Raw genomic sequence first — 23,542 nt, forward strand, 5'->3', positions numbered from 1 at the left:
TCATGCCTTGCCGAGCGCCCGCGGCGCGCTGACGGTGCAGCGTGCGCGCGTGATGTCGTCGAGCAGCGCCGCGGCCTCCGCATGGCCGGCGGTTCCCGGATCGAAGCGGCCTTCGCGGATGGCGGCCGCGAAGGCGCACGGGCCGCCGGCCATCCGGGCCAGGGCGTCGTCCTCCCAGGCCGGCTCAGCGGCGGCGCGCGTGGCGATCGCGATGGCGTTCGCCACCATGCGCACGGCCAGCGCCTTCCCGGGCGGCAGGGCGGGCAACAACTCGTTCAGCAGCACCTCGCGCGCGGTCGCCAGCAGGTCGGGCGGGAGCGGTTCCTCAGCGAGCATCGCGGGCCTCCACCATGCGCAGGATCTCCCATTCCAGGCCCGGGACCATATGGCCGGTCAGCGCCAGTTCCAGGTTGCGCTCGACACCCGAGATGTGGCGCTCCGCCTGGTCGACAGCGATCGAGGCCCAGCGGACATGGGCGGCGAGTTCCCACCAGCGCACGCGCGCATCCTCCACCTGCCCGTAGCCGTCGTAGAGCGCGGCACGCGGGCCGATGCCGCCGGCCTCCTGCGCGTCGTTGCCGAAGCGCCAGCATTTCGCGCAGAGCCAGCCGAGATCCGCATGCGGGTCCGACCAGACGGAGAATTCCCAATCGAGCACCGCCGTCACGCCGTGGTCGTCCAGCATGATGTTGCCGGTGCGGAAGTCGTTGTGGACCAGTACGGGGGGCACCGGCGGCGGCGCGGTGCGTTCCAGGTGGCGCAGCCCCCATTCCAGCGCCGGGCGTGGGGTGCGCTGGCGGTCGAGCGCCGCGCGCTGGTCCGCCACGAAGGCGCCGCACGGATCGGCAGGCGGTTCGCCGAGGAAGGCAAGGGCCGCGCGCGGCGGCGTGATCGCATGGATGCGCGCCAGTTCCCGCCCGAGCGCGCGCACGCAGGCCTCCCGCCCGCCGCCGAGCGTGTCGCTCCGCACCACGCGGTGTGCGGCGGCCGTGCCGGCGACGCGGCGCATGACGAAGAAGGGCGCGCCCGTCACGCCGGCGTCCCCGCACAGGAACAGCGGCTCGGGCACCGTCACGCCGGCGGCATGCGCCGCACGGAGCAGGGCGAATTCCTGCGCGCGGCCGTGGCTGACCGCGAGCGTCGCCGCATTGTCCGTGCGCAGCACCCAGGCGCGCCCGCCGCTGACATCCAGCGCCCAGTTCTGCTGGATCGCGCCGCCCGAGAGCAGCGCCATGCCCTCGATCGCCAGCGCCGCGTCGCCGGATGCCGCGCGCAGCCACGCCGTCAGGCGGGCGCGGCGCGCCTCATCCATGCCCGGCCTTGCCCCAGCGGAAGAAGCCGTCGCCCTCGGCGCGCAGCAGGTTCGCCAGCACCATGCGGTGCACTTCCGACGCGCCATCCACCAGCCGCGCCTGGCGGGCGTAACGGTAGATCCACTCGATCACCGTGTCCTTGGAATAACCGCGCGCACCGAGCAGCTGCAGCGCCGTGTCCACCGATTTCTGCAAGGCGTCGGCGACCACGATCTTGGCCATCGACACCTCCCTCCGCGCGAAGGAACCCTGGTCCAGCGCCCAGGCCGCGCGCATGGTCAGCAGGCGGCCGATCTCGATCTCCATCGCCGCCTGGCCGACCAGGCCCTGCACGCTCTCGCGGTCGACCAGCTTCTGGCCGAAGGAATCGCGCTGCTTGATACGCTCCATCGCGATCTCGAGGCAGCGGCGCGCGAGGCCCGTCCAGCGCATGCAATGCGTCAGCCGCGCGACGCCAAGGCGCATCTGCGTGAGCTTCAGCCCGTCGCCGACGCCCATCAGGCGCTGGGAATCGGGGACTTCCAGGCCGTCGAAGGCCAGCTCGCAATGCCCGCCATGTTCCTCGGGCCCCATGATCGGGATGCGGCGGACGATGTTCCAGCCGGGCGTGTCGGCCTTGAACAGGAAGGCGGACAGGCCCTTGCGCTCGTCGTCCGACGTGCGGGCGATGATGATGAAGATCTGCGCATTGCCCGCACCGGTGATGAACCACTTTCGCCCCGTAATGCGCCAGCGGTCGTTGCCGACGCGATCGGCCTTCGTATAGGTCAGCCCGGGGTCGGACCCGCAGCCGTCAGGTTCCGTCATGGCGAAGGCGGATTGCACGTCGCCGCGCACGATCGGCAGCAGCCATTCCTCCTTCATCGCCTCGGGCAGCACGCGATCCAGGATCATCATGTTGCCGTCGTCCGGCGCGGCGGAATTGAACACCACGGGGCCGAAGATCGAGCGGTTCATCTCCTCGTAGCAGGCGGCCATGCCGATGCGCGGCAGGCCCTGGCCGCCGACCGCCCTCGGCATCTGCAAGGCCCAGAGCCCTTCCGCCTTCGCGGCCGCGCGCAGCCGCGCCAGCACCTCGGGCGCGATGTTCTCGTGCTCGTCGTAGTTGGCGCGGTCGGATTCCAGCGGGATCAGCCGCTCGTCCACGAAGCGGCGGATGCGGGTGCGAAAATCCTCGATCTCCGGCGGCAGCACGAAGTCCATGGTGGCGGTTCCTACAGCGGATTGACCGAATGCCCGCCATCCACCGTGACCGTCGCGCCCGTCATGTGCGCGCCGGCGGCGGAGGCGAGGAGCAGCAGCGGCCCGGTCAGGTCGTCCGGGTTGCCCAGGCGCCGCTGCGGGATGCGCCTGATCATCGCCTGGCCGGGTTCGGAGGCGAAGAAGTCGCGGTTGATGTCCGTGGCGACGTAGCCGGGCGCGATGGCGTTCACGCGGATGCCGAAGCGCGCCAGTTCCACCGCCATCTGGCGCGTGAGGTGCAGCAGCCCGGCCTTGGCGGCCGTGTAGCCCGCGACACCCGGAATGATGCGCTCGCCCAGCACCGAGGCGATGTTGACGATGCAGCCCGGCTGCTTCGCCGCGGCCAGGCGCTTCGCCGCCTCCTGCCCCACCAGGAAGCAGCCGCGCAGGTTCACGGCCATCACGGCGTCCCAGTCCTCGATGCCCTGTTGCAGGAAGGGCTTCGTCACCGCGATGCCGGCGTTGTTCACCAGAATGTCGCAGGGCCCGCCGAGCGCGGCCTCGGCCGCGTCGAAGGCCGGGGCGATGGTGGCGGGGTCCGTCACGTCGAGCGGCACGGCCACCGCGCGCGGCCCGAGTTCGGCGGCCAGCGCCGTGATCGCCTCCATCCGCCGCGCACCGAGCGCCACCGCCGCACCCGCGCCCTGCAGCACCCGCGCGAAATGCGCGCCCAGCACGCCCGAGGCGCCGGTCACGAAGGCGCGCCGCCCCTGCAGCGAGAACAGCCCGGCGATGTCCATGCGATCCTCCCGTCGCCCGGAGGGGTGCCACCCGTTGCGCCCGCCCGCAAGCCCCGCGATGCTGCACCGCCGCAGCAGGAGACCGGGCATGACCACAGGAGCCGTCCTGGTGACGGGCGCGCAGCAGGGGATCGGCGCCGCCGCCGTGCGCGCCTTCGCCGCCGCGGGTTACGACGTGGCCGTCAACTGGCTCGACGACGAGGCGGCGGCCGAGGCCGTCGCGGCCGATGCCCGCGCCGCCGGCCGCCGCGCCGTGCTGGTGCGTGGCGATGTCGGCACGGCGGCGTCCTGCGCCGCGCTGGTCCAGGCCGCGATCGAGGGCCTCGGCCGGCTCGACGTGCTGGTGAACAATGCCGGCATCTTCCCGCGCGTCTCCTTCCTCGACATGACCGAGGCCGAGTGGGACCGCGTGCTGGACGTGAACCTCAAGGGCAGCGCCTTCTGCGCCCAGGCGGCGGCGCGGCACATGGTGGCCACGGGGACGAAGGGGGTGATCCTGAACCTCTCCTCCTCCTCCGTGCGCGGCGCGGTGCTCGGGGTGCATTATTCCGCGACCAAGACGGGCGTCATCGGCATCACGCGGTCGATGGCGCTGGCACTCGCACCGCATGGCATCCGGGTGAACGCCATCGCACCCGGCCTGACGGATACCGCGCAGCCGCGCTACGGCAACACGGACGACGAACTGGCCGAGATGGCGAAGGCGATGCCGCTCGGCCGCATGGGCCGGCCGGAGGAGATCGCGGGGCTGATGACCTATCTTGCTTCCGACGCTGCGGAATGGATCACGGGTCAGGTCTATCACATCAACGGCGGCGTCTATCTTGCCTGAACGCTGGACCGCGGCGGTCCGGCGCGGCAGCATCGCCTGGATGGCATTGGAGGTTCGGATGCGCGGTGCTGCGGCTCTGGTGGTGATGATGGCAGCCGCGCTGCCGGCGATGGCGCAGCCCGAGCCGGGCGATCCGCGCGCGGGCCAGCGCCTGGCCGCCACCTGGTGCGCGAGCTGCCACCAGATCGCACCGGGCGGCCCCGGACCGGCCAACGACGTCGCGCCCGCCTTCCGCTCGATCGCGCAGATGGCGTCCACGACCTCGATGTCGCTGCGCGTCTTCCTGCAAACCCCGCACCCGAACATGCCGGACTACCGCCTGTCGCGGGACCAGATGGACGACCTCGTCGCGTATATCCTGACGCTGAAGCCCTGACGCGCCGTCTGGCGCGCCCCCGTTTCCCGCGCTACGCAGGCGCCAAGTCCAAGGGGGAAGACGCCACGTGTCCGTCGATCGTTTCCGGCTCGCCTACCTGATCAGGGTGCCGCACCAGTCTTTCCTCGACACCGCGGCGCTGGACCCGCGGCTGGAGGTCATCCGCATGACGCTGGATGACGGCGAGGACGCCGCGCTCAAGGTCCTCGAGACCTGCCAGGGCTACTACGTGAAGGCGTCCCGCGACGAATTGCCGCGCCCCTTCCACGTGAACGACACGCTGCTCGCGCGCCTGCCGAACCTGCTGATGGCGGCGTCCCAGGGCGCCGGCTACGACACCATCGACCCCGCCGCCTGCACGCGGGCCGGCGTGCTGCTGGTCAACCAGGCCGGCGGCAACGCGGAAGCGGTGGCGGAACACGCGGTCGGCATGATGCTCGCGCTGATGAAGCGCTTCCCCGAATGCCACGCCGCGATGCGCGAAGGCCGCGCGCACCGGCGCGAAGAATTCATGGGCCGCAACCTCTACGGCAAGACCGTGGGGCTGGTCGGTATCGGCAATGTCGGCACGCGCACGGCGGCGATCCTGAACGCCGCCTTCCATTGTCGCGTGCTGGCCTACGACCCCTATGTGGACGCGGCGACGGTCGCGGACCGCGGCGCCGAGAAGATCGACGACCTCGGCGCCATGCTGGCGCAATGCGACGTTGTCTCCCTGCATTGCCCGCTGACGCCCGAGAGCCGCGCCATGATGGCCGCCGACAGCTTCGCCGCCATGAAGAAGGGCGCGGTGCTGGTGACGACCGCGCGCGGCTCGATCCACGACGAGGGCGCGCTGCTCTCGGCGCTGCAGACCGGGCACCTCGCGGCCGCCGGCCTCGATGTCTGGGAACAGGAACCGCCGCCGGCCGACCATCTGCTGCTGCGCCACCCGGCGGTGATCTGCACGCAGCACACGGCCGGCGTCACGCACGAAAGCCGCGCGATGATCACGCGCATCGCGGCCGAGGCCTTCTCCGCCTTCGCCGCCGGCCGCTTCCCGCCGCGCATCATCAACCCCGAGGTCAAGGCGCGCGTGGCGGAACGCTACCGCGCGGCGCTCGGGCGCGACATCGCGGACCAGCCATGACCTGATCCGGCTTGGCGGCGGCGCGCGGCCGGCCGAGGATGGCGTCGATGACCGCCGCCCCCAGCCGCGCGCTGACCGTCGCCGTGCTCGGCACGACGCAAACGCTCTCCTGGGCGTCGTCCTACTACCTGCCGGCGATCCTGGCGGCGCCGATCGCGGCCGAGTTCGGCCTTTCCCGCGCCGCCATCTTCGGCGTCTTCTCGGGCGCGCTGCTGCTCACCGCCGTGCTCGGCCCCTGGGCCGGGCGGCGGATCGACGAGCGCGGCGGTCGGGACGTGCTCGCGGCCTCGAACCTGGTCTTTGCCGCCGGCCTGCTGCTGATGGGCCTGGCGCCGGGGCCGCTGGTGTTCTGCGCGGCCTGGGCCATCGTCGGCGTCGCCATGGCGATGGGCCTCTACGACGCCGCCTTTGCGACGCTGGCGGGCCTCTATGGCCGCGATGCGCGCAGCAGCATCACCGGCATCACGCTGATCGCAGGCTTCGCGAGCACCGTCGGCTGGCCCGCCACCGCTTTGATGGACGCCGAATGGGGCTGGCGCGGCGCCTGCGTCGGCTGGTCGGCGTTGCATCTCGGCCTCGGCCTGCCGCTCAACCGCCTGCTGATCCCGCGTGCGCCGCCACCGGCCAAGGCCGCCGCCGCGACCGGCTCCGAGGACAGCGCCGCCGCACCGCGCCTGCGCGACATGGCGCTGCTCGCCTTCGTGCTGGCGACGGCGGGGTTCAGCGCCTCGGCGCTCGGCGCGCACCTGCCGGGCGTGCTGCAGGCGGCGGGTGCCACGGCGACAGCCGCCGTCGCGGCGGGCGCGCTGCTGGGCCCGGCGCAGGTCGGTGCGCGCATCCTGGAATTCGGCCTGCTGCGGAAGGTGAGCCCGCTGGTCTCGGCGCGGATCGCGGCGGCGGCGCATCCGATTGCCGTCGTCGCGCTGGTCGCCGGTGGCGCACCCATGGCGGCGGTCTTCGTGCTGATCCACGGCGCGGGCAACGGCATGCTGACCATCACGCGCGGCACGTTGCCGCTCGCGCTATTCGGACCCGAGGGCTACGGGCGGCGGCAGGGCCTCATCACCGCCCCGGCCCGCGCGGCACAGGCGCTGGCGCCGTTCTTCTTTGGCCTGCTGGTGGACGAGGCCGGCGCGCAGGCGCTCTGGCTGACGGCCGCTCTCGGCGCCGCGGCCGTCGCCGCCCTCTTCGCCCTGCGGTTGCGCGGCGCCTGACCGCGGGGCGTGCGAGCGCAAGGGGCGGAGGGCGCGGCGCCGCGCCACCTGCCACAAGCGCCGCATGACACGTTTCCGTTGCGTCCCGATGGACCCCGCCGCCGCTGCCCGCTTCCGCGCCACGCATCGCGACGATCGCGGCGGGGCGGTGCATGTCCGCCCGGTCGATGGGCCGGGCTTTCCCTGCCGCGCCTGCCTGCGCCTCGGCCACCCGGGCGAGACAATGCTGCTCGCGTCGTGGGACCTGCCGCTGCCGCAGGGGCCCTACTGGACGCCATCGCCGGTCTTCCTGCACGCAGGGGATTGCGCCGGCGCGCCGGTGGAGGATGCGCTGCCCGAGACGGTCACGGCGAACGCGATCGTCTCGCTCCGCCACTACGATGCGGCGGGGATGTGCCTCTATGACCTCGGCGTGGTGGTAGCGGGCGGGGCGGCGGAAGCGGCGCTGCGGGCGCGGTTCGGCGACCCGCGCGTGGCGTATGTGAACATCCATACGGCGCGGCCGGGGTGCTGGCTGACGCGGGTGGAGCGGGGCTGACGGATCGAGGGGGCGCCGCCCCCTCGAACACCCCCGCCAAAGGCCGAAGGGCCTTTGGAAACCAATACGCGTCATGGGTTCCGAGGGTCTCAGGCCCTCGGCGGGGAGGGTCCGGGAGGGGCGGCGCCCCTCCCGCGCGGCCTCAGAACCCGACCAGGTCCCCGCCCTTCAGCTTCAGCATCTCGCGCGCCTCGGCCGGCGTCGCGATCTCGAGACTCAGCTCCTCGAGGATCCGCCGGATCTTCGTCACCTGCTCGGCATTCGACGTCGCGGCCTTGCCCTTGCCGATCCAGAGGCTGTCCTCGAGGCCCACGCGCACATTGCCGCCGAGCATCCCGGCCATGGTGACGAACGGCATCTGGTGGCGGCCCGCCGCCAGCACCGACCAGACATAGTCCTTGCCGAACAGCCGGTCGGCGGTCTCCTTCATGAACATCAGGTTCCGCGGTTCGGCGCCGATGCCGCCCAGGATGCCGAAGATCGTCTGCGTGAACAGCGGCGGCTCCACCACCTTGCGGTCGAGCATGTGCGCCAGGTTGTAGAGGTGCCCCACGTCGTAGCATTCGAACTCGAAGCGCGTGCCATGCGCCTTGCCAAGGCGCTCCACCACCTGCTCGATGTCCTGGAAGGTGTTGCGGAAGATGTAGTTCGTGGTGCCTTCCAGGTAGGGCTTCTCCCAGTCGTGCTTGAAGTGCTTCACCCGCGCGGCCGAGGGCGCGATGTTGAAATTCATCGAGCCCATGTTGAGGCTGCACATCTCGGGCTTGGCCAGCAGCGGCGCCGCCAGGCGTTCATCGAGCGACATGCCGAGCCCGCCGCCGGTCGTGATGTTGATGACCGCGTCGGTGGACTGCTTGATCACCGGCAGGAACTGCATGAACACGGCGGGGTCGGGCGTCGGGCGGCCGTCGATCGGGTCGCGCGCGTGCAGGTGGATGATGGAGGCGCCGGCCTCGGCCGCGGCGATGGACTGCTCGGCGATCTGCTGCGGCGTGATCGGCAGGTGGTCCGACATCGACGGCGTGTGGATCGCCCCGGTGACGGCGCAGGTGATGATGACCTTGGACATGGCGGTTCCTCCGTGACGGGGCGATCCTGCACGGGCCGGCGCGATGCTGGAAGGGCGGCGGCCTCATGGCAGGCGCACGAAGCCCCCGACGCGCGGCCCGAAGGGCCGGGGCCGCGACTGCGGCCCGTCCGGCGTCCGGGGGGCACGAAGGCGGCACCTTCGCGCGCCCATATCAGTCGCGGACGGCGGCGATCAGGAATTCCCTGTTCCCTTCCGGGCCGGTGATCGGGCTCGGCACGATGCCGAGCACGCGCCAGCCCGGCAGCCCCGCCCACCAGTCGCAGATCGTGGCGCAGACCTCCTCGTGCACGGCGGGGTCGCGCACCACGCCGCCCTTGCCGACGCGCGCGGGCCCGGCCTCGAATTGCGGCTTGATCAGCGCGACGGCGAAGGCGCCCGGCGCGGCAAGCCCGAGCGCCGCCGGCAGCACCGTGCGCAACCCGATGAAGGATGCGTCGCAGACGACGACGCCGGGCGGCTCGGGCACCTGGCCCGCGGTCAGGTGGCGGGCGTTCACGCGCTCCAGCACCACCACGCGCGGGTCGTTGCGGAGCGACCAGTCGAGCTGCCCATGCCCGACATCCACCGCGTAGACCCGCGTCGCACCGCGGGTCAGCAGCACATGCGTGAAGCCGCCGGTCGAGGCGCCGATGTCGAGCCCGACGCGCCCGGCCGGGTCCAGCCCGAAATGGTCCAGCGCATGGGCGAGCTTCACGCCGCCGCGGCTGACCCAGGGATGTGGCTCGCCGCGCAGCGACAGCGCCTGGCCCTCGGCCACAGTGTCGCCCGCCTTGTCGATGCGGCGTTCGCCGGAGAACACCTTGCCGGCCAGGATCAGCGCCTGCGCGCGGCTGCGGGATTCCGCAAGGCCACGTTCCACCAGGGCAATGTCGGCGCGCTGCCTTGGCGCGCGGATCATGCAGCCCGGGCGCTCATTGCACCGCGTGGCGGACCCGGCGGCTGCGGAGCGCAGTCTCGGCGATGACCGCGGCCTCGATCGGGCTGCCGGTATAGCCGTCGAGGTCGAGGTCCGCGGGGTCCTCCGGGTGCAGCCCCGCCATGCCGCCGCCCAGCACCAGGATGCCGGCATTGCAGGAGGCCCGGCGGATGTCCCGCGCGGTGGCGCGGATACCGGCCCGGTCCATTCCCGGCCCGAGGCTGATCCAGGCCACGTCGAAGGCCCGGTCATGGGCGGAATCGCAGGCCTCGTCGGCATCGTCCCTGCCGGAGTCGCAGACCTGCCAGCCGGCGCGGTCGAAGAAGCGGAGCGCCACGCCGTGCTCCACGCTCGGCGCCTGCCGCGCACCCGTGAGCGCGAGCGCGCTGAACAGCCCGCCGCGCAGGGACCGGGCGCCCGGCCCCGAATCGTCGAGCGACTGCACGCACATTCGCAGGCGCCACACCCGGGCCAGCCGCTCCGCCTCGTCGCCTGGACCGTGGCCCCGGCGCAGGCCGAGCGCGGCGGGCAGGATGATGTCGCGGCAGACCGGTCGGAACATCTGGCCACCGGGATTGAGATCGGCGAGCGCCGCGACAGCCTCGGTCAGCGGCAATTCACCGAGCCGGCCGGCCAGCGCGGCCGCGTCGCTGCGCCAGGTGCCCACGGGCGGCGTCCCGAAGCGGGCCAGGAGCGCGGGCACCAGCAGGCGCGCCGCGACGTCGCGGATCAGGTCGGCACGGCGGTCGGACGGCAGGGTGTCTGCGGTGTCGCGGGCTGCGCCGGAATGTCGGAACGGCTGGTCCAGTGGCGACATTCTTGTCCTCCCCTCCGCGACGACCGCGGCATCGGCACGAATAAGCACGGGAGGATGGCCCACCAAAACCGCGCAGGGAACGGGCGACCCTTCCCGGGGGAAGGCTAGCCGCCGCCACGGACGTCGAACAGCCCAAAACGTCAGGCGACGGTGAGTCCGCGAATGACGTGATCGCGAGGCGCCGGCGCCTCAGGCGCGGAAGCGCGCCAGCGCCGCGCGGTCGACCGCGATGCCGAGGCCCGGCCCCTGCGGCACCGCGACGCGCCCGCCGCGCGGGATGATCGGCGCCTCGAGCAGCGCATCGCGCACGGGATGCGGCGAGCGGTCGAGTTCCAGCAGCGGCGCACGCGGAAACAGGCCCGGCGGGTTGTCGGGAATCACGGCCAGCAGGTGCAGGGACGCCGCCAGCGCGACTCCCGTGCCCCAGACATGCGGGTTCACGCGCATGCCGAAGGCGCTCGCCATGTCGGCGATCTTCTTGAGTTCCGAGATCCCGCCGCAGGCCGCCACGTCGGGCTGCAGGATGTCGGCCGCGCGCCGCGCGATCATGTCGCGGAAGCCCCACCGGGCGAAGCAGGCCTCGCCGCCGGCCACCGGGATCGGCTGCCGCGCCTTGACCTCGAGGTAGCCGTCGATGTCCTCGGGCGGCACCGGTTCCTCGAACCAGCCGATGTCGCAGGCGGCCACCGCGTTGCCGTAGGCGATGGCGGCCGGCGCGTCGTAGGCGTGGTTGCAGTCCACCAACAGGCCGACCTCCGGGCCGATGGCGGCACGGAAGCCCCGGGTCAGCGCGATGTCCTCGGCCAGCCCCCAGCCGGTCTTGAGCTTGAGCGTGCGGAAGCCCTCGGCCAGGCGCTGCCCGGCCTCCTCCGCCAGGTAGGCGAGGTGGTCATCGCGCTCGCGCCGATAGAAGCCGGTGGCATAGGCCTCGACCTCGGTGCGCAGCGGCCCGCCGAGCAGCCGGTGCACCGGCAGGCCGAGCGCCTTGCCGGCGATGTCCCAGAGCGCGATGTCGATGGCGCTGATCGCCTCGACCACGATGCCGCGCTGGCCGTGGTCGCGCAGGCGGTTGTAGAGCGTCTGCCAGATGGCCTCGCGCGCCATGGCGTCCTGGCCGAGCAGCAGCGGCGCCAGCCAGGCGACCACCGGGGCGGTCAGTTCGGGCGGGCCGAAGGCCTCGCCCCAGCCGGTGATGCCGTCCTCCGTCGTCACCTCCACCAGCATGGCGCCGCGCCGGCGATACCAGGCCTGGGAATAGGCGAAGGGCTCCGCCAGATCAGCCATCAGCACATGCGGCACGACGCCGCGGATGGTGGTGGCGCCGGCCATGGCGTCAGGCCCGCGCGGGCAGCGCCTTGTCCTTCTGGCCGAGTGCGGCGAGCGCGGTCGCGACGATCTGCGTCGCGTTCAGCCCCGCCTCCTCGTACTGCTTGCGCGGCGCGTCGTGGTCGATGAAGCGGTCGGGCAGGCACATCGGGCGGATCTTCAGCCCGCCATCGAGCAGCCCGCGCGTCGCGAGATGGTGCATCACCAGACCGCCGAAGCCGAGGATGGACCCCTCCTCGATCGTGATCAGCACCTCATGCTCACGCGCCAACCGCTCGACCAGCGCGGCGTCGAGCGGCTTGGCGAAGCGGGCGTCGGCCACCGTGCAGGACAGGCCATGGGTCGCCAGTTCGTCCGCCGCCTTCAGGCATTCGGGCAGCCGCGCGCCGTAGGACAGGATGGCGATGGAAGTGCCCTCCCGCAGCACGCGCCCGCGCCCGATCTCGAGCACGCTGCCGCGCGCGGGCAGCGCCAGCCCGAAGCCTTCCCCGCGCGGATAGCGGAAGGCCGAGGGCCCGTCGTCGATGGCGGCGGCCGTCGCGACCATGTGCATCAGCTCGACCTCGTCGGCGGCTGCCATCAGCACCATGCCCGGCAGGCAGCCGAGATAGGCGATGTCGAAGATGCCGGCATGGGTCGCGCCATCGGCGCCGACCAGACCCGCGCGGTCCATCGCGAAGCGCACCGGCAGGGACTGCAGCGCCACGTCGTGCATGATCTGGTCGTAGGCGCGCTGCAGGAAGGTCGAATAGATCGCCGCGAAGGGCTTCATCCCCTCGGTCGCCATGCCGGCGCAGAAGGTGACCGCGTGCTGTTCCGCGATGCCGACATCGAAGCAGCGGCGCGGGAACTTCTTCGCGAAGGCGTCCATGCCCGTGCCGGCGGGCATGGCGGCATTGACGGCGACGATGCGGTCATCCGCCTCGGCCTCGGCGATCAGCGCATTGGCGAAGACCTTGGTGAAGGACGGCGGGCCGGGCGGCGCCTTGGCCTGCTCCCCGGTCACGACGTTGAACTTCACCACGCCATGGTACTTGTCGGCCGAGGCTTCCGCCGGCGCGTAGCCCTTGCCCTTCTGCGTCACGACATGCAGCAGGATGGGGCCGGCGTGGTCGGTGTCGCGCAGGTTGCGCAGCACAGGCAGGAGGTGGTCGAGGTCGTGCCCGTCGACCGGGCCCACGTAGTAGAAGCCCAGTTCCTCGAACAGCGTGCCGCCGGTCAGCAGTCCGCGCGCGTATTCGTCGGCGCGGCGCGCCGCGCGCTCGAGCGGCGCGGGGAAGCGCTTGGCCACGCGCGCCATCAGGTCGCGCAGGCTGAGGAACGGGCGGGACGAGACGACGCGCGACAGGTAGGCCGACATGGCGCCCACGGGCGGCGCGATCGACATGTCGTTGTCGTTCAGGATGACGATGAGGTTCGCCTTCGAGGCGCCGGCGTTGTTCATGGCCTCGTAGGCCATGCCCGCGCTCATCGCCCCGTCGCCGATCACGGCGATGACGTGCCGGTCGTCGCCCTTGAGGTCGCGCGCCACCGCCATGCCGAGCCCGGCCGAGATCGACGTGCTGGAATGCGCCGCGCCGAAGGGGTCGTATTCCGATTCCGACCGCCGCGTGAAGCCCGACAGCCCGCCGCCCTGGCGCAGGGTGCGGATCCGGTCGCGCCGCCCGGTCAGGATCTTGTGCGGATAGGCCTGGTGCCCGACGTCCCAGATCAGCCGGTCGGCCGGCGTGTCGAACACCGAATGGATCGCGACGGTCAGCTCGACCACGCCGAGCGAGGCGCCGAGATGCCCGCCGGTGCCCGAGACGGCGTCGATCGTCTCCGCCCGCAATTCCTCGGCCAGCCGCTTGAGCTGGTCGCCCGAGAAGTTGCGCAGGTCGGCCGGCACGGTGACGCGGTCGAGCAGGGGGGTGGCCGGGCGGTTCATTCAGGTTCTCCGCGCGATCGCGTATTGCGCGACCGCCCGCAACAGATCGGCCCGGTCCCCCAGGACGTCCAGATGTCCGGCCGCCTGCGCGGCCAATCGTTCCGCATGAGCACGGGCGCGCGGAATGCCGAGCAACCCGACCAGCGTGGCCTTGCCGGCCTCGGCGTCCTTGCCGGTGCGCTTGCCGGCCTCCTCGGCCGACACGGTCGCGTCGAGCAGGTCGTCGGCGATCTGGAAGGCGGCGCCGACATCGCGCCCATAGGCCGCGAAGCCGTGTCGCAGCTGCCCCGGCGCCTTGCCGAGGATGGCGCCGGCCTCGGCCGAGAACTCGATCAGCTTGCCGGTCTTGAGCAGCTGCAGGCGGCCGATCTCGGCTTCCTCCAGCGGCTCGCCGGCCTGCTCGGCCAGCATGTCGAGCATCTGCCCGCCGCACATCCCCCGCGGCCCCGCCGCGCGGGCCAGGCAGCGGCAGAGCTCGGCCCGCACCGCCGGGTCGGGGTGCGTGTCGGGCTCGGCCAGCACGTAGAAGGCGTTCGCCTGCAGCGCGTCCCCGGCCAGCACGGCCGTCGCCTCGTCGAAGGCCTTGTGGACCGTGGGCTTGCCGCGGCGCAGGTCGTCGTCGTCCATGCAGGGCAGGTCGTCATGCACGAGCGAATAGGCGTGCAGCATCTCGATCGCGGCGGCGACGCGCAGCGCCGCGTCGCGCGCCACGCCGAACTGCCTGGCCCCTTCCAGCACCAGGAAGCCGCGCAGGCGCTTGCCGCCGCCGATGGCGGCGTGGCGCATCGCCTCGAACAGCCGCGCCTCCGGCCCCTGGGCGGGCGGGATCAGCATGTCGAGCGCCTCGTCGATCTCGGCCGCCGCCTCGGCCATGGCGGCGCGCAGCGCGTCGGCGGAGGCGATCACGACATCCATCCTATTCGACATCGCGCAGCGCCAGGCCGGCCGGCCCCTCGACGATGGCCTGCACCTTCTGCTCGGCCTCGGCGAGCTTGCGCTCGCAATGCGCGCGCAGCGCCGCGCCGCGCTGGTAGGCGGCGACCGAGGCCTCGAGCGCCCCCTGCCCGCTTTCCAGCGCCTTCACGATGCCCTCGAGCTCGGCCAGCGCCTGCTCGAAGGTCAGGGTGTCGATGTCGGGGGGCGCGTCGCCCTCCGCGGTGCGGGTCCTGGCCATGTCAGGCGACCTTAACAGTCAATCGCGTCCCGAATCTATTGCGGCTCGATGCCGGCGGCGCGGATCGCGCGGGTCCACTTGGCGGTCTCGGCGCGGACGAAGGCCGCCGCCTCCTCCGGCGTCGAGGCGCGCATCGTCATGCCGAGCCCGGCGGCCAGGCGCGCGCGCAGCTCGGGCGCGGCCACGGCGGCCGCCACCGCGCGGTTCAGCAGCGCGATGCGGTCGGCCGGCGTGCCGGCCGGGGCGAACAGGCAGAACCAGGCGATCACCTCGTAGTCCGGCAGGTTGCCGGCCTCCCGCACCGTCGGCGCGTCGGGCACGGTCGCCGAGCGCTCGGCCGAGGTGACCGCCAGGATCCGCAGCGCGCCGGCCTGCGCCTGCGGCACGATCACGGCCTGGTCGGCGATGAACAGGTCGACCCGTCCGGCCAGCAGGTCCTGCACCGCGAGCGGCGAGGACCGGTAGGGCACGCCCAGCATCCGGACATTCGCCTGCGTCGCGAGCGCGGCCGCCGCCACCTGCTGGGAGGAGGAGGCGGTGGCGTAGGTGATGCCCTCGGGCCGCGCGCGGGCGGCGGCGATCAGGTCGGCGAGCGTCCGGTACGGGCTGTCCGCCTTGACCGCGACCAGCAGCGGCACCGTGGCGATGGTCGAGATGGGCGCGAAGCCGCCCTCCATGTCGAAGGGCACGTTGCGGAACAGCGCGCGCGCCGCGGCATTGGTGGAATTGGTGCCGACTAGGAGCGTGTTGCCGTCCGGTGCGGCGCGGGCCACCGCCTCGGCGCCGATCAGGCCGTTGGCGCCGGCCCGGTTCTCGACCACCACGGGCTGGCCCAGCGTCTCGCGCATCTTCTCGGCGAGCAGGCGGCCGACCGTATCGGTGGCGGAACCTGGCGCGAAGGGGACGATGGCGCGGATGGGGGCGGTGGGCCAGGCGGGCTGGGCGATGGCGGTGGCGGGCAGCAGGGCGGCGGCCGGCAGGGCCAGCAGGGTGCGGCGGTTCATGGGGGATCCTCCCGGGCGGTTCGCGGCCAGATAGGGCGGGGCGCGGGCGCCGTCCAGCGGCCGGCGGGCCGTCAGGCGCCCGCGCGCGTGTCCCGGATGAACAGCGCCTTCGAGGCGCCGTCCCCGCGCGGGCGCTCCTCGACCTCGAACATCGGCAGGGCGCGGACCAGGCCGCTGAGCTTCGCGAAGCCCCAGCTGCGGGAATCGAAATCCGGCTGCTGCTTGGCGATGCTGCTGCCGACCGCGCCGAGCGACGCCCAGCCGGTATCGTCCGAGGCATCCTCGACCGCCTTGCGCACCAGCGCGACCAGGCGGCGGTCCTCCTTCGGCGCCGGCGCGGCCCTGCCGGGCGCCCGCGCGGTCCCGGCGTCGAGCAGTTCCGTATGCACGAAGCGGTCGCAGGCGGCGACGAAGGCCTTCGGCGTCTTCTTCTCCCCGAAGCCGATCACGAGTAGGCCGTTCTCCCGGATGCGCCGGGCCAGGCCCGTGAAGTCGCTGTCGCTCGAGACGATGCAGAACCCGTCGAGGCCGCGCGTGTGCAGCAGGTCCATCGCATCGATGATCATCGCGCTGTCGGTCGCGTTCTTGCCCTTCGTGTTCGCGAATTGCTGCATCGGCTGGATGGCGTGCTCGACCAGCATCGCCTTCCAGCCGCCGAGCTGCGGCGTCGTCCAATCGCCATAGGCGCGCTTCACGCTGGCCACCCCGTACTTCGCCACCTCGGCCAGCAGGCCGGGCAGCACCTTGGGGTTCGCATTGTCCGCGTCGATCAGCACGGCCAGCCGTGCGGTCCCTGGCGCCTCGCTGGCCATGCCGGCCCTCCCGTCCCTGCCCGGCCGATGCCTCAGGCCCGCATCAGCGCGCGAACATGCGCCGCCGCCGATCGCCCCAGCGCCTCCAGGTCATACCCACCCTCCAGCAACGACACGACCCGCCCGCCGCAGCAGCGGTCCGCGACGCCACACAGCGCCTCGGTCAGCCAGGCGAAATCCGCCTCCCGCACGCGCAGCTGCGCCAGCGGATCCGCCGCATGCGCGTCGAACCCGGCCGAGATCACGAGCAGGTCGGGTGCGAAGGCCTCGAGCGCCGGGATCAGCGTCTCCGCCCAGGCGGCGCGGAAGGCCGCGCCGTCGGCCCCCGGCGGCAGGGTCGCGTTGAGGATGTTGCCCACCCCCGTCTCGGTCACGTCCCCCGTGCCGGGATAGAGCGGCCATTGGTGGGACGACGCGTAGAACAGCGACGCGTCGGCCTCGAAGCAGGCCTGCGTGCCGTTGCCGTGGTGGACGTCGAAATCCACCACCGCGACGCGCGCCGCGCCGTGTTCCGCCTGCGCATGCCGCGCCGCGACGGCGGCATTGGCGAACAGGCAGAAGCCCATCGGGCGGCCCGGCTCGCAGTGGTGGCCGGGCGGGCGCGTCGCGCAGAAGGCACGGCGGAACTCGCCCTTCATCACCGCATCGACCGCCGCCACCGCCGCGCCCGCGGCGCGCAGCGCGGCATCGGCGCTGCCCCAGGACATTATGGTGTCGCCATCGAGCGGCACGCGCTCGTCCGGTTCCGGCCGGATCGCCAGAATGGCCGAGACGTAGTTCTCGGGATGCACCCGCAGCAGCTGCTCGACCGTCGCGAGCGGCGCCTGGTCGCGGATCAGCTCGGCGAATTCCCCGGCATCGAGCGCCTTCAGCACGGCGCGCAGCCGGTCCGGGCATTCCGGGTGGTGCGGGCCGGGGTCGTGGCGCAGGCAGTCGCGGTGCGTCAGCAGCAGGACGCTCACGCCGGCTCGTCCTTCTTGCGGATGACGAAGCGGTAGGCGCCGGCTTCCTCCCCGAAGGCGACCAGCGCGTGGCCGGTTTCCTTGCAGAAGGCCCGGAAATCCGCGACCGAGGCGGGGTCGGTGGTCAGCACCGTCAGCCGTGCCCCGGCGGTAAGCCCCCGCAGCGCCTTGTTCGCCTTCAGCACCGGCAGCGGGCAGGTCAGCCCCTTCACGTCCAGCAGCGTCTCGCTCATGGCCGTGAGTCCAGCACCCCGCGCGGGCCGCGTCCAGCGTCGCGGCGATCCCGGGGTTGCGGCGCGGGCGGCGGCCGACCACCCTTGGCGGATGAAGCTCGGCATCGACCTCGGCGGCACCAAGATCGAGATCGTGGCGCTGGACCGCGACGGCGCCGTGCGGCTGCGCCGCCGCGTCCCGACGCCGACCGACTATCCCGCCATGGTCGAGGCCATCGCCGGCCTGGTCGCCGAGGCGGAGCGCGAGACCGGCGAGCGCGGCACCGTCGGCGTCGGCATCCCGGGCAGCCTCAGCCCCGCCACGGGCCTGGTGCGCAACGCCAATTCCCAGGCGCTGAACGGCCATCCGCTCGATGTCGACCTCGCCGCCGCGCTGGGGCGCGAGGTGCGCGTCACGAACGACGCCAACTGCCTCGCCATGAGCGAGGCGGCGGACGGCGCGGGCGCGGGCTACCGCATGGTCTTCGCGGCCATCCTCGGCACCGGCGTCGGCGGCGGCCTGGTCGCCTCCGGCCGCATCCTGGACGGGCCGAACCGGACGGGCGGCGAATGGGGCCATGCGCCGCTGCCCTGGATGACGGCGGATGAATTCCCCGGCCCCGCCTGCTTCTGCGGCCGGCGCGGCTGCATCGAGACCTTCCTCTGTGGCCCGGCGCTCGCGCGCGATGCCGATGGCCCCGGCGCGCGCGACGCCGGCGACCTGCCCGCCCGCGCCGCGGCGGGGGAGGCGCGGGCCGCCGCCGCGCTGGCCCGCTATGCCGACCGCCTGGCGCGCGCGCTGTCCATGATCACCACCATCCTCGACCCCGACGTGATCGTCTTGGGCGGCGGCGTGTCCAACATGGCGCTCCTGTACGAGGAGGTGCCGCGGCTGATGGCGCGCCGCGCCCTCGGCGATGTCGCGCGCACGCCGATCGTGCAGGCGCGGCACGGGGATTCCTCCGGCGTCTTCGGCGCGGCCCGGCTCTGGGACCAGGAATGACGCCGCTCCGGGCCGGGCTGGTCTACGCCGCGCTCGCCTTCCTGGCCGGCATGGCGCTCGGGCCGGTGCGCGAACTCGCGCTCGCGCCGCGCATCGGCGGGCTGCCCGCCGCGCTGGCGGAGGCGACGGCGATGGCGGCGCTGCTCTGGGTGATGGCGCGCGCGGTGATGGCGCGGCTCGCGCCGCCGCCCTCGGCCAGCCGCCGCGCCGTGGTCGCGGCGGTCGCGCTGGCCGTCGTGCTGGCGCTGGAGGCCGCGCTCGGCGCTGTCTTCGAGGCGACGGGCCTGGCCGCCACCCGCGCGCCGCGCGGCGGCGCCGAGCGCGCGGTCGGGCTCGCGCTGCTCGCCTGGCTCGCCGTCCTGCCCTTCCTGGTGCGCCGCCATGCCCGCGCTCTGCCGTGATTGCCTGCATGCGACGGAGCAGGCCTTCGGGCGCTGCCCCGCCTGCGGATCACGGCGCTGCGTCGCACATCCGGACCTGTTCCGCCTGACCGTCGCGCATGTCGACTGCGACGCCTTCTACGCGAGCGTCGAGAAGCGCGACCGGCCCGACCTGCTGGCGAAGCCGGTCATCGTCGGCGGCGGCAGGCGCGGCGTGGTCGCGGCCTGCTGCTACCTGGCGCGCACCCGCGGCGTGCGGTCCGCCATGCCGATGTTCAAGGCGCTGGCGGCCTGCCCGGATGCGGTGGTGATCCGCCCGGACATCGCGAAATACGTCACCGAGGGACGGCGCATCCGCGCGCTGATGGAGGCGTTGACACCCCTCGTGCAGCCGCTGTCGATCGACGAGGCGGTGCTCGACCTCACGGGCACGGAGGCGCTGCACGGCGCGCCGCCGGCAGTGGTGCTGGCGCGCTTCGCCCTGGCGGTGGAGCGGGAGGTCGGCGTCACCGTCTCGATCGGGCTGGCCGCCAACCGGCTGATGGCCAAGCTCGCCGCCGAGCGCGACAAGCCGCGCGGCTTCGCGGTCATCGGCGCGGCGGAGGCGGCCCCATGGCTCGCGCCGCAGCCCGTGTCGCTGCTGCCGGGCGTCGGGCCCGCGCTCGCCAAGCGGCTGCAGGCGGCGGGGTTCGCGACGCTCGGGCAGCTCGCCGCACTGCCGGCGCGCGACGCCGCGCAACGCTTCGGGGAGGACGGCCCCGGCCTCGTTGCCCGCGCGCGCGGGGAGGACAACCGCGCCGTCACGCCAGACCGCGAGACCAAGTCCATCAGCGCCGAGACCACCTTCGAGGCCGACATCGCCGGGCGCGAGGCGCTCGAGGCGCCGCTCTGGCGGCTCTGCGAGAAACTCGCCCGCCGGCTGCGCGAGAAGGACCTGGCCGCCGCCGGCATCACGCTCAAGCTCAAGACCGCGGGTTTCGCCACGCGCACCCGCGCCGCGCGCCTGCCGCAGCCGACCCGCCTACCCGAGACGCTGTTCGCCGCGGCGCGCTCGCTGCTGGCGCGTGAGGCAGACGGCACGGCCTTCCGCCTGATCGGCATCGGCGCGCAGCCGCTGGCGCCGGCGGCGGAGGCCGACCGCGGCGACCTCGCGGATCCCGAGGCGCCCCGGCGCGCGGCACGCTGGGCGGCGGTCGAGCGGTTGCGCGCGAAGTTCGGCGACGACGCGGTGGTGAAGGGGCGCGGGATGAAGAAGCCGGGCGGCTGATCTCCGCCGGGGAAGGGGATCGCGCGTTGCTGGCCGAAAAGTGGGGGGGAGGGGAACCTCCCCCGCCCCCCTCCCTTCTTTGGCACTTGGCGCTCGTACCGGAGAGCGGGGCGCCAGGTGTCAAAAAAGGTTGTGGGGGGTCCGGGGGGAGAAGTTCCCTTCTCTCCCCGCCCTTTTCCCAAGCGCGCGCCCCGTCAGGCGCGCAGCCCCGGCGCCTCCTGCCCCGTGCGCGCGACGTATTCGGTGTAGCCGCCGTCGTAGTCGCGGATGCCGTCGGGCGTCAGCTCCAGCACGCGGTTCGACAGCGCGGCCAGGAAGTGGCGGTCGTGCGAGACGAACAGCATCGTGCCCTCGTACTGCGCGAGTGCGGCGACCAGCATTTCCTTCGTGCCCATGTCGAGGTGGTTGGTGGGCTCGTCGAGCACCAGGAAGTTGGGTGGGTCGAACAGCATCCCCGCCATCACCAGCCGCGCCTTCTCCCCGCCCGAGAGCACGCGGCAGCGCTTCTCGACATCGTCGCCGGGGAAGCCGAAGCAGCCCGCCAGCGCGCGGAGCGAGCCCTGTGAGGCGCGCGGGAAGCGGTCCTCGAGCCACCGGTAGACCGTGCTCTCCCCGTCCAGCAGGTCCATCGCATGCTGCGCGAAATAGCCGAGGCGGACGCTGCCGCCCAACGTCGCCGTCCCGCTGTCGGGTGCGGTCGCGCCGGCCACCAGCTTCAGCAGCGTGGACTTGCCCGCGCCGTTCACGCCAAGGACGCAGCAGCGTTCCCGCCGGCGCACCAGCAGGTCGATCCCGTCATGCACCATGCGGCTGCCGTAGCGTTTCGTGACGCCGCGCAGCTGCGCCACGTCGTCGCCCGAGCGCGGCGCCGGCAGGAAATCGAAGGCCAGCGTCTGGCGGCGCCGCGGCGGCTCGACGCGGTCGATCTTCTCGAGCTTCTTGACCCGGCTCTGCACCTGGGCAGCGTGCGACGCGCGCGCCTTGAAGCGCTCGATGAAGGCGATCTCCTTGGCCAGCATCGCCTGCTGGCGCTCGAACTGCGCCTGCTGCTGCTGCTCGGCGAGCGCGCGCTGGCGTTCGTAGAAGGCGTAGTCGCCCGCGTAGGTCGTCAGCGTGCCGCCATCGATCTCGATCACCCGGTTGACGACGCGGTTCATGAACTCCCGGTCGTGCGAGGTCATCAGCAGCGCGCCCTCGAACCCCGCGAGGAAGCCCTCCAGCCAGATCAGGCTCTCGAGGTCGAGGTGGTTGCTGGGTTCGTCCAGCAGCATGACGTCGGGGCGCATCAGCAGGATCCGGGCCAGCGCCACGCGCATCTTCCAGCCGCCCGAGAGCCTGCCGACATCGCCCTCCATCATCTCCTGGCTGAAGCCGAGCCCGGCCAGCACCTCCCGCGCACGGCTGTCGAGCGCATAGCCGCCGAGGTCCTCGAAGCGCGCCAGCACCTCCCCGAAGCGCTCGACGATCGCGTCGAGGTCGTCCGCGCGGCCGGGGTCGGCCATCGCCGCCTCAAGCTCGCGCAGCTCGGCGGCGACGGCGCTGACATCGCCCGCGCCGTCCATCACCTCGGCGACCGCGCTGCGGCCCGCCATCTCCCCCACATCCTGGCCGAACAGGCCGACCCGCACGCCGCGGTCCACCACAACCAGGCCCTCATCCGGCGGCTCCCGGCCCGTGATCATGCGGAACAGCGTGGACTTGCCGGCGCCGTTCGGGCCGACGAGCCCGGTCTTCTCCCCCCTCTGGAGGGCGGCGGAGGCCTCGATGAAGAGGATCTGCCGGCCGTTCTGCTTGCTGACATTGTCGAGACGGATCATCGCTGCAGGGGGCCCGGTGCGGTTGGGGCGGCGCTTATGGCACGGCGCGCCGGCCACGGCACGGGGCCGTTCCACCCTTGCCGGCGGGCGGCACTTCCGGCACGACCGAACCCATGAACCGCAAGGCGATCGCCTGGGCCACCTTCGACTGGGCGAACAGCGCCTTCCCGACGGTCGTATCGACCTTCGTGATCGCGGCCTACTTCACCCAGGGCATCGCCCCCGACCCGGCCACCGGCCAGGCGCAATGGGGCTGGATGCAGACGCTGGCGGCGATCGGCATCGCCATCCTCTCGCCGCTGCTGGGCGCCATCGCCGACCGCGGCGGCCACCGGCGCGCCTTGCTGGCGGCGGCGACTTTCTGCACCGCCGTCTTCACGGCGCTCGTCTGGTATGCCGAGCCCGACCCATCCTGGACGCTCTGGGCGCTCGGCTGCGTCATGCTGGCCACCATCGCCTTCGAGGTCGGCACGGTCTTCTACAATTCCATGCTGCCGGAGGTGACGACGCCCGACCATATCGGGCGCGTCTCGGGCCTCGCCTGGGGGCTCGGCTATGCGGGGGGGCTCGCCTGCCTCAGCTTGGCGCTCGTGCTGCTGATCCAGCCGAACCCGGCGCTGTTCGGCCTCGACCGCGACGCCTCCGAGCATGTCCGCGCGACGGCGCTGCTGGTCGCGGCCTGGACGGTGCTGTTTGCCTGGCCGGTCATCCTGGTGGTGCCGGACCCGCCGGGGGAACGCGTGCCGATGGGCCGCGCCGTCGCCGAATGCGTGGCCGAGACGCGCTTCCTGCTGCGCGGTCTGCCGAAGCGGCCGGACATGCTGCGCTTCCTCGTCGCGCGGCTGTTCTACACGGATGGCCTCAACACGCTGTTCGCCTTCGGCGCGATCTACGCCGCCGGCGTCCACGGCATGACCTTCGAGGAGATCCTGCTCTTCGGCATCGCGCTCAACGTGACGGCGGGCGGCGGCGCGGCGGCCTTCGGGCTGTTCGAGGACCGGTTGGGCTCGAAGCGCACGGTGCTGATCGCGCTGGTGGCCATGATCGGTCTTGGCGCCGCACTGCTGCTGGCCGAGAGCAAGTCCTGGTTCTGGGCGCTCGCCATGGCGCTCGGCATCTTCATGGGGCCGGCGCAGGCGGCGTCGCGCACGCTGATGGCGCGCATGGCGCCGGTCGACCAGTGCACGGCGCATTTCGGGCTGTTCGCGCTGTCCGGCCGCATCACGGGCTTCCTCGGCCCGGCGGCGCTGGCCGTGGTCACCACCGCGACCGGCAGCCAGGCGGCGGGGATGGCCACGGTGCTGGTCTTCCTCGGCGCGGGCGCCGCCATCCTGGCGACGGTGCGGCCCGTGCGCGGCTGACGCGCGCGCCTCATACCAAGTGCACGAAGTTCCGACTTTCGGCCCGAAGGGCCGAGGCCGCGACTGCGGTCCGCCGGTTGTCCGGCGAAG

At 72.8% G+C, this 23,542-nt stretch carries 25 protein-coding genes; 9 read left to right on the plus strand and 16 right to left on the minus strand.

What is annotated here, in order from left to right; translation table 11 throughout:
* From E8M80_RS10895 to E8M80_RS10910, 4 genes are read right to left on the minus strand one after another with little or no spacing between them, the layout of a single operon-like run.
* On the minus strand, nucleotides 1–336 hold the full coding sequence (locus E8M80_RS10895; protein WP_137125725.1) for a DUF6285 domain-containing protein: 336 nt from the start codon (nucleotides 334–336) through the stop codon (nucleotides 1–3).
* Nucleotides 326–1,312 (minus strand): phosphotransferase family protein, encoded by a 987-nt coding sequence (locus E8M80_RS10900; RefSeq protein WP_137125726.1) that lies wholly within the window; start codon nucleotides 1,310–1,312, stop codon nucleotides 326–328. Before E8M80_RS10900 ends, E8M80_RS10895 begins: the two co-directional genes overlap by 11 nt.
* Entirely contained in the window at nucleotides 1,305–2,516 is a 1,212-nt protein-coding gene (locus E8M80_RS10905; protein ID WP_137125727.1) for an acyl-CoA dehydrogenase family protein, read from the minus strand. Before E8M80_RS10905 ends, E8M80_RS10900 begins: the two co-directional genes overlap by 8 nt.
* Before the next feature lie 11 nt (nucleotides 2,517–2,527).
* Nucleotides 2,528–3,295, minus strand: coding sequence for an SDR family NAD(P)-dependent oxidoreductase (locus E8M80_RS10910; RefSeq protein WP_137125728.1), 768 nt, complete (start codon nucleotides 3,293–3,295; stop codon nucleotides 2,528–2,530).
* A gap of 88 nt (nucleotides 3,296–3,383) precedes the next feature.
* Between E8M80_RS10910 and E8M80_RS10915 the strand changes: the two genes are divergently transcribed.
* From E8M80_RS10915 to E8M80_RS10935, 5 genes are all read left to right on the plus strand, one after another.
* Nucleotides 3,384–4,127: an SDR family NAD(P)-dependent oxidoreductase gene (locus E8M80_RS10915; RefSeq protein WP_170979333.1), complete on the plus strand. Its 744-nt coding sequence runs from the start codon at nucleotides 3,384–3,386 to the stop codon at nucleotides 4,125–4,127.
* Between the two features lie 58 nt (nucleotides 4,128–4,185).
* Nucleotides 4,186–4,503 (plus strand): cytochrome c, encoded by a 318-nt coding sequence (locus tag E8M80_RS10920; protein WP_170979334.1) that lies wholly within the window; start codon nucleotides 4,186–4,188, stop codon nucleotides 4,501–4,503.
* A 67-nt stretch (nucleotides 4,504–4,570) separates the two neighbouring features.
* Nucleotides 4,571–5,632: an NAD(P)-dependent oxidoreductase gene (locus E8M80_RS10925; protein WP_137125731.1), complete on the plus strand. Its 1,062-nt coding sequence runs from the start codon at nucleotides 4,571–4,573 to the stop codon at nucleotides 5,630–5,632.
* Between the two features lie 47 nt (nucleotides 5,633–5,679).
* Nucleotides 5,680–6,846, plus strand: coding sequence for an MFS transporter (locus E8M80_RS10930; protein ID WP_206035616.1), 1,167 nt, complete (start codon nucleotides 5,680–5,682; stop codon nucleotides 6,844–6,846).
* 64 nt (nucleotides 6,847–6,910) lie between these two features.
* Entirely contained in the window at nucleotides 6,911–7,384 is a 474-nt protein-coding gene (locus E8M80_RS10935) for a DUF1203 domain-containing protein (protein WP_137125733.1), read from the plus strand.
* A gap of 142 nt (nucleotides 7,385–7,526) precedes the next feature.
* Here the strand turns inward: E8M80_RS10935 and E8M80_RS10940 are convergent, their stop codons facing one another.
* From E8M80_RS10940 to E8M80_RS10985, 11 genes are all read right to left on the minus strand, one after another.
* Nucleotides 7,527–8,453 (minus strand): 3-keto-5-aminohexanoate cleavage protein, encoded by a 927-nt coding sequence (locus E8M80_RS10940; RefSeq protein WP_137125734.1) that lies wholly within the window; start codon nucleotides 8,451–8,453, stop codon nucleotides 7,527–7,529.
* Between the two features lie 172 nt (nucleotides 8,454–8,625).
* Nucleotides 8,626–9,372, minus strand: a complete 747-nt coding sequence (locus tag E8M80_RS10945) for a TlyA family RNA methyltransferase (RefSeq protein WP_240789987.1) — start codon at nucleotides 9,370–9,372, stop codon at nucleotides 8,626–8,628.
* A 13-nt stretch (nucleotides 9,373–9,385) separates the two neighbouring features.
* Nucleotides 9,386–10,207, minus strand: coding sequence for a hypothetical protein (locus tag E8M80_RS26595; protein WP_240789988.1), 822 nt, complete (start codon nucleotides 10,205–10,207; stop codon nucleotides 9,386–9,388).
* Between the two features lie 189 nt (nucleotides 10,208–10,396).
* The gene (locus E8M80_RS10950; RefSeq protein ID WP_137125736.1) at nucleotides 10,397–11,536 is read right to left on the minus strand and encodes a mandelate racemase/muconate lactonizing enzyme family protein; all 1,140 of its coding nucleotides are present in this window, start codon (nucleotides 11,534–11,536) and stop codon (nucleotides 10,397–10,399) included.
* Between the two features lie 4 nt (nucleotides 11,537–11,540).
* Complete coding sequence (dxs, locus tag E8M80_RS10955) at nucleotides 11,541–13,460, minus strand: 1-deoxy-D-xylulose-5-phosphate synthase (RefSeq protein WP_137125737.1); 1,920 nt, start codon at nucleotides 13,458–13,460, stop codon at nucleotides 11,541–11,543.
* Complete coding sequence (locus E8M80_RS10960; protein WP_137125937.1) at nucleotides 13,461–14,333, minus strand: polyprenyl synthetase family protein; 873 nt, start codon at nucleotides 14,331–14,333, stop codon at nucleotides 13,461–13,463.
* Between the two features lie 43 nt (nucleotides 14,334–14,376).
* Entirely contained in the window at nucleotides 14,377–14,634 is a 258-nt protein-coding gene (locus E8M80_RS10965; protein WP_137125738.1) for an exodeoxyribonuclease VII small subunit, read from the minus strand.
* A gap of 35 nt (nucleotides 14,635–14,669) precedes the next feature.
* The gene (locus E8M80_RS10970) at nucleotides 14,670–15,638 is read right to left on the minus strand and encodes a tripartite tricarboxylate transporter substrate binding protein (RefSeq protein ID WP_137125739.1); all 969 of its coding nucleotides are present in this window, start codon (nucleotides 15,636–15,638) and stop codon (nucleotides 14,670–14,672) included.
* A 71-nt stretch (nucleotides 15,639–15,709) separates the two neighbouring features.
* A complete protein-coding gene (locus E8M80_RS10975; RefSeq protein WP_137125740.1) occupies nucleotides 15,710–16,450 on the minus strand; it encodes an NYN domain-containing protein in 741 nt (246 codons plus the stop codon).
* A gap of 32 nt (nucleotides 16,451–16,482) precedes the next feature.
* Complete coding sequence (locus E8M80_RS10980) at nucleotides 16,483–17,412, minus strand: histone deacetylase family protein (RefSeq protein ID WP_137125741.1); 930 nt, start codon at nucleotides 17,410–17,412, stop codon at nucleotides 16,483–16,485.
* On the minus strand, nucleotides 17,409–17,645 hold the full coding sequence (locus tag E8M80_RS10985; RefSeq protein ID WP_137125742.1) for a sulfurtransferase TusA family protein: 237 nt from the start codon (nucleotides 17,643–17,645) through the stop codon (nucleotides 17,409–17,411). The genes E8M80_RS10980 and E8M80_RS10985 overlap by 4 nt, the downstream gene beginning before the upstream one ends.
* A gap of 91 nt (nucleotides 17,646–17,736) precedes the next feature.
* Between E8M80_RS10985 and E8M80_RS10990 the strand changes: the two genes are divergently transcribed.
* Genes E8M80_RS10990 through E8M80_RS11000 form a run of 3 tightly spaced genes read left to right on the plus strand, consistent with a single transcriptional unit; the run spans nucleotide 17,737 to nucleotide 20,274 of the window.
* A complete protein-coding gene (locus tag E8M80_RS10990; RefSeq protein WP_137125743.1) occupies nucleotides 17,737–18,627 on the plus strand; it encodes an ROK family protein in 891 nt (296 codons plus the stop codon).
* Complete coding sequence (locus E8M80_RS10995; RefSeq protein ID WP_137125744.1) at nucleotides 18,624–19,028, plus strand: hypothetical protein; 405 nt, start codon at nucleotides 18,624–18,626, stop codon at nucleotides 19,026–19,028. Before E8M80_RS10990 ends, E8M80_RS10995 begins: the two co-directional genes overlap by 4 nt.
* Complete coding sequence (locus E8M80_RS11000; protein WP_137125745.1) at nucleotides 19,009–20,274, plus strand: DNA polymerase IV; 1,266 nt, start codon at nucleotides 19,009–19,011, stop codon at nucleotides 20,272–20,274. Before E8M80_RS10995 ends, E8M80_RS11000 begins: the two co-directional genes overlap by 20 nt.
* A gap of 194 nt (nucleotides 20,275–20,468) precedes the next feature.
* On the opposite strand, the gene E8M80_RS11005 is transcribed toward E8M80_RS11000, so the two are convergent.
* A complete protein-coding gene (locus tag E8M80_RS11005) occupies nucleotides 20,469–22,091 on the minus strand; it encodes an ABC-F family ATP-binding cassette domain-containing protein (protein ID WP_137125746.1) in 1,623 nt (540 codons plus the stop codon).
* 113 nt (nucleotides 22,092–22,204) lie between these two features.
* On the opposite strand from E8M80_RS11005, the gene E8M80_RS11010 reads away from it, so the two are divergent.
* Entirely contained in the window at nucleotides 22,205–23,452 is a 1,248-nt protein-coding gene (locus E8M80_RS11010; RefSeq protein WP_137125747.1) for an MFS transporter, read from the plus strand.
* Nucleotides 23,453–23,542 lie beyond the last annotated feature (90 nt).

Origin of the sequence: Roseomonas sp. HF4 (assembly GCF_005222755.1) — a bacterium.
In the GTDB taxonomy this organism is placed as follows: domain Bacteria; phylum Pseudomonadota; class Alphaproteobacteria; order Acetobacterales; family Acetobacteraceae; genus Neoroseomonas.